The sequence below is a fragment of the Micromonospora sp. MP36 genome (assembly GCF_008119785.1).
Taxonomy (GTDB): Bacteria; Actinomycetota; Actinomycetes; order Mycobacteriales; family Micromonosporaceae; genus Micromonospora.
This window is the reverse complement of the sequence record NZ_VSFA01000201.1, coordinates 1-5,823: the sequence shown is the minus strand read 5'-3', so window position 1 is coordinate 5,823 and position 5,823 is coordinate 1. Positions and strand designations below refer to the sequence as shown.

Here is a 5,823-nt window from a genome sequence, read left to right as displayed (position 1 = left end):
AGGGCGGCTCCTCGTGGCTGGTGGCCGGTGGTGGGTGTGCTGATCGTGTTCACGCCCTGGTGTCGGTGGGCTGCGCGGGGCAGCCTCCGGTCCGTTGGTGCGTGTCCCTCCGGACGCTTACCCGCCTGACTGTGGGGCCGGGTGGGGGAGGGTGCCCCGCGTCGCCTGGGCGCGGGGCGTGGTGGCTTGCGCCGGGTGGGGCCGGTCTTCGACCGGTCCCCCCGGCTGGTTTTCGTGATAACCGCAGACGTTTCAAACTTGTCGACCACGGCGCGGATGACCATGTGCCCGGTGGTCTTGTCGATGACGGTCTTTGCCTGATGGGCCAGGCCGCGGGCGGCGATCCGCCGCCATGCCCCGTGGTCGCGGTCGCCTTGCCAGCGGCAGGACTGGTGGGGACAGATGGCCCACTTCCAGCCCGGCACCGTGGGCTTGTCGGGGGCCTTGCAGTGCCGCAGCGGGGTCAAGCATTGCGGGCAGTGTTTCGAGGTGTTCCGGGCGGGGACGGTGACGACGGCGATACCGTGCTCGGCGGCGAGGTGCCGTATCCGGTCGACGATCTGCCCGCGCACCTGCTGGGACAGGCGGGTGTTGAGGGTGGCGCCCATGCCCCGTGCTTCCAACGACCGCAGGTCTTCCACATAGATCACGGTCGCCGCGGCGGCGATCGCCTGGTCCACGGCCCATCTGGCGGCAGCCCACGCGAGCGCGACGTTCAGGTTCGTCCGGCGGTCGGAGACGTGGCGGATCTCGTCACGCAGCACCGCAAGCTTGCCCGCGAGGTGATGCCGCTCGTCACGGCCGGCGAGCCGTTGGTAGTGGTCGGCCTTGGCATGCAGCCGCTCTGACAGGCGGCGCAGCCGGTGCTGTTTCGCGAGGATGCCGGCGGCTCGGAACTGGCCACCGGCCCCCAACGCCGTGATCCGCCCGCCCTCGTGCAGGCGCAGGGCCCCCGCGCTGAGGAGAGTGTTGAGACCCCAGTCCACGCCGACCGCGACCGTGTGCCCGGTGCGCTGGGCCTTCGGCACGGCGTGCGTGTACGCGACATCGGCGCGCACCTGCCGGCCGGTCACGCGCAGGGTGGGCAGGTGCAGCACCGCCGAGGCGGGGACCGTGGGCGGCAGGCTGATCGGACAGGCCACCCACGTCCAATCCCGATACGCCCGCGGATCCGGGCGCGTGGGCAACTGCAACCGCAGCAACACCCTCCTAGGGTCGGTGTCGCTGCGCTCGATGGTGGCCTGCTGCCGGTCACACGCGGCCAACAGCAGCATCCGCGCCACCCTTGGGACACCTTCCAACTCGAACACATCCACCGGCAGCCGCCCATTGACGGCAAGGAACTTCGCGGCCTGCCGAGTGCGGGACTTGATCATGCTGGACGGTAGATGTTCCCCGCCCGGAACCGCCTTGCGTACCTGCTCCCACTCCTGCGGGGTGCGTTGACGCGGATCGGCCGGCCACGTCGCCAACACACCGCCAGTCAGACCAGCACGCCACCACGCCGAACGCAGAACACGCCCCGCCTGCTCCTGCGCCATCCGCACGACCCGGTCATTGACCCTCACACCCACCGGCGCGGTAACCGTCCAACCCAGACGCCGCAACGCCATCCACGCGTTCGACGGAAGCTTCCGGCCACCCGGGTCCTGTCCGGAGGCCAACACCTCCACATCCGCGGGATTCCAGCGCTCAACCAACAGGCCGGAGACCATCCCCGCCACCAGATCGGCACACCAGCCGATCCGTTGCGCAAGCACGGCCTGCGACAGAACCTCACCGCTCTCCTCGTCCACCCCCGATCGGAGCACGGCCTGGGCGCAAGCGGTACGGGAAGTCTCGCCGTCGGCCAGCGGCAGCTTTCCGGTCACCGACTCATCGCCCCGCCATCGAACCAAGAGAACCCGCGATCACGACCGGCCCACATCACCGGAATCTCCCCCGAACCAGCCCAAAGCCAAACGCCACGATCCACACGGCTAACCTATGATCACCGACGATTCCTAATCAAGTTGGTCAGCCTCGTGCCCAAGAGGCGGCCGGGTGTGACGACCATTCACTACCGCCCCGCTTCCGCTCCTCGCCGCTGCGCGGCTGTGGTGCGGGTCGGGTTGGTACCGGGCAGCGACCCAGGCACCACCCACGCCGCCTTTGAGGGCTGAGCCTCGTGGTCTTGCAGAACGCGCCGCGCATCGGCCGGAGAAGCTCCGCTGGCCGCGACGAGACGTGAACTGACGAACTGCCCCGGCCCGCTCGAACGGAAAGCTCCAGCACAACGACAACGGTCCCCGTTGGCGTTCGCCGGCCGAGTCCACGTAGACCAGCTCGAACCGATCGTTCGGCCTCGCCGGAGGCACCGCTCTCGCAGCGTGCACCGCCACCCGCTTTCGCTGAAGCAGCCATCCAAGGTGCGCCTCAACGTAAATGGCAGAAACAGCGAGATGCCTCATCTCAACTGGCAGACGACACCGCGCGCTACAGGCAGACACGGCTGCTGCCTCCAGTGGACGCGGGGGGAAACACAAGAACTGTCATTATGATGTACCGGCAACTTGTCCGGATTCTCCCGTTTCGATTAACGGATTACCGTTAACATCAATCCAGTATTTGGTTGGGGTGCGGGCCGCCGTTGACGAACGGCTCACGAGCCGCACAGGACGATCGCGTCGCTTCGCAGCTGAGTTGGCGAGTTGGCGCGTTGGCCCGGCGGCGCGGACGGGCGGGAGCGGCACGACGGCCTGGCGGCGGGCGGCGGGGGCGGTGCTCGCCGATCCGCCGCCGTTGATGGACGGCGCCGAACGGTCGGGTGATCAGCTGGCCACCCTGCCGCAGCGCCTACCGAGATCCGGTCCGCATCGGGGGTAGCCAGGACCAGACCGGGACCAGCCGGGCCGCCACGCCGGTTACGCCCGGCAACCGCACTGGCCCGTTCGGAGCCGTGATCACGTGGCGGGGAAGGGACTGGACGGGATGATGCTCAGGCTTGTAGCTTGCAGTTGCTCGTGACACCGCCCGAGGAGGTGAGACCCATGAACGCTGTATCGATGTGGGTGCTCCCCCTTCCCGTCACGGTCGGGCGATTGAGGTAGGTGTCGCCGGGAGCGCCTCGCCAACCAGGCACTCCCGAAAGGCAACACCTATGCACTCTCTGCAGCTCCCCGCCGAGCCGTCGTCGAACGATACGGTCGAGCGCGACTTCACCGCGGGCGACGTCCCCGGACTCCCATCGTCGGCCCCCGGCGCCGATCGCGCGCCCCTCATGTTCGACGTGATCATTGCCGGGTGCGGGCCGACTGGCGCGATGCTGGCCGCCGAACTGCGGCTGCACGATGTGCGGGTACTCGTCCTGGAGAAGGAAACCGAGCCCAAGTCGTTCGTCCGCATAGTCGGTCTGCATATTCGCAGTCTCGAGCTGATGGCAATGCGCGGACTGCTGGAGCGCGTTCTCGAACACGGAAGGCAGCGTCCGGCCGGCGGCTTCTTCGCCGCCATCAACAAACCCGCGCCCAAGGGCCTGGACTCCGCGCACGCCTATCTGCTGGGCATCCCGCAGCCGGTCATCGAACGCCTGCTCGAAGAACATGCGATCGAACTGGGTGCGCAAATCCGGCGCGGTTGTGCCGTGGCTGGTTTCGAGCAGGACGACGAGGGTGTGACCGTCGAGCTGGCCGACGGGGAACAGCTGCGTTCGCGCTACCTCGTCGGCTGTGACGGCGGGCGCAGTACGGTGCGCAAACTGCTCGGTGTCGGCTTCCCCGGCGAGCCCTCGCGGACCGAGACGCTGATGGGCGAGATGGAAGTGGGTGTGCCGCAGGAGGAGATCACCGCCAGGGTGACCGAAATCCACGAGACCCATAGGCCGTTCTGGCTCAGGCCCTTCGGCGAAGGCGTCTACAGCGTCGTCGTCCCCGCCGCGGGAGTCAGCGATCGCGCGGAGCCACCCACCCTCGAGGATTTCAAACAAGCGCTGCGCAGCATCGCCGGAACCGATTTCGGCGTGCACTCGCCGCGCTGGTTGTCGCGCTTCGGGGATGCCACCCGGCTAGCCGAACGTTATCGGGTCGGGCGGGTGCTGCTGGCCGGCGATGCGGCACACATCCATCCACCCACCGGCGGACAGGGCCTCAACCTGGGCGTTCAGGACGCATTCAACCTCGGCTGGAAACTGGCCGCGCAGATCCGCGGCTGGGCGCCGGAAACACTGCTGGACACCTACCAGGCCGAACGTCATCCGGTCGCCGAGGACGTGCTGGACAACACCCGCGCCCAGATGGAACTGCTGTCCACCGAGCCGGGCCCGCAGGCCGTGCGCAGGCTGCTCACCGAACTGATGGACTTCGACGAGGTGAACCGCTATCTGATCGAGAAGATCACCGCGATCGGCATCCGCTACGACTTCGGCGCAGGCCCCGACCTGCTCGGCCGCCGCCTGCGCGACATCGACGTGAAACAGGGCCACCTCTACGGTCTGCTGCATCGCGGCCGTGGCCTGGTGCTGGACCGCACCGAACGCCTGACCGTCGGCGGCTGGTCGGACCGGGTCGATTACCTCGGGGATCCCACTGCGGTACTGGATTTTCCGTGCGTCCTGCTACGCCCCGACGGCCACGTCGCTTGGATCGGCGACGATCAGCAGGACCTGGACGACCACCTCTCCCGCTGGTTCGGCAGGCCCGCCAACTGATTTCGCCTGAGCAATCGAAAATGCATGCGAATAGGCCTGTCTCGGGTCGAGGCCATGACAGGGACTGGTTCGTGTGGTCATGTGGGCGGATGCGGCGCTCACGGATGCAGCAGTTGCCGTACCCGTGCGGCTTCTCGGGTGAGGTGGTCGCGCTCCGGCACGCTGGCAGCGGCGCGGGACGCCTCGGCATACAGTTCGGCGGCGCGATCGAGGTCACCGGCGCGTTCGTGCAGGTATGCCGTCACCGCCGCGTATCGGGGCAGGTCGGGGCTCACCTCAGCCAGCGCCGCGAGGCCGGCGTGCGGTCCGTCGGCCTCCCCGACCGCCACTGCGCGGTTGAGCCGCACCACCGGGCTGCCGGTGAGGAGCAGCAGTTCGTCGTACCACTCCACGATCTGCACCCAGTCCGTCTCGGACGTCGTCCGGGCATCCGCGTGCAGGGCGGCGATCGCGGCCTGTGCCTGGTATTCGCCCAGCCGGTCGCGGGCCAGCGCGGCCTGCAGAATCGTCACCCCCTCGGCGATCAGGGCGGTGTCCCAGCGCGACCGGTCCTGCTCAGCAAGCGGCACCAGGCGACCTCCCGGGCCCGTGCGAGACGCGCGGCGCGCATGGTGCAGCAGCATGAGCGCGAGCAGCCCCGCGACCTCGGGCTCGTCGGTCAAGGCGACGAGCTGGCGGGTGAGGCGGATCGCCTCGGCCGCCAGGTCGACGTTTCCGCCGTACCCCTCGTTGAAGACGAGGTAGAGCACGCGCAGCACCGTCCCGAGATCGCCGGGCTGGTCGAGCGGCAGCCCCGCGATCCGCCGCTTGGCCCGGCTGATCCGCTGCGCCATGGTCGCCTCGGGGACGAGGTATGCCGCCGCGATCTGCCGCGTGGTCAGGCCACCGACCGCGCGCAGCGTCAAGGCGACGGCCGAGGTCCGCGGCAGGGTGGGGTGCGCACACAGGAAGTAGAGCCGCAGCGTGTCGTCCGTGGCGGGCGTCGGACCGGCGGGAGGCTGCACCTCCCACGCCGGGTCCCCCCCCCCCCCCCGCCCCCTCGTACACGGCGGGTGCCGGGAACCACGGCCCCCGACAGGACCGGAGGGGACAAGCCCTGAAACCAACCCCTCCCCCGAATACCGTCCGGCCGCCTTTTG

At 69.0% G+C, this 5,823-nt stretch carries 2 protein-coding genes and 1 pseudogene; 1 reads left to right on the top strand and 2 read right to left on the bottom strand.

All coding sequences use genetic code 11. The features are described 5' to 3' along the window. Positions 1–1,871, bottom strand: a 1,871-nt coding sequence (locus tag FXF52_RS40130) for a zinc ribbon domain-containing protein (protein WP_148804870.1), incomplete at its 3' end; no start/stop codon positions are given. A gap of 1,388 nt (positions 1,872–3,259) precedes the next feature. Here FXF52_RS40130 and rox point away from each other — a divergent pair. Beyond that, on the top strand, positions 3,260–4,684 hold the full coding sequence (gene rox / locus FXF52_RS40120) for a rifampin monooxygenase (RefSeq protein WP_222870946.1): 1,425 nt from the start codon (positions 3,260–3,262) through the stop codon (positions 4,682–4,684). Between the two features lie 98 nt (positions 4,685–4,782). On the opposite strand, the pseudogene FXF52_RS40115 reads toward rox, so the two are convergent. Further along, a pseudogene (locus tag FXF52_RS40115) lies at positions 4,783–5,691 on the bottom strand (RNA polymerase sigma factor); the annotation flags it as partial. Between the last annotated feature and the right edge of the window lie 132 nt (positions 5,692–5,823).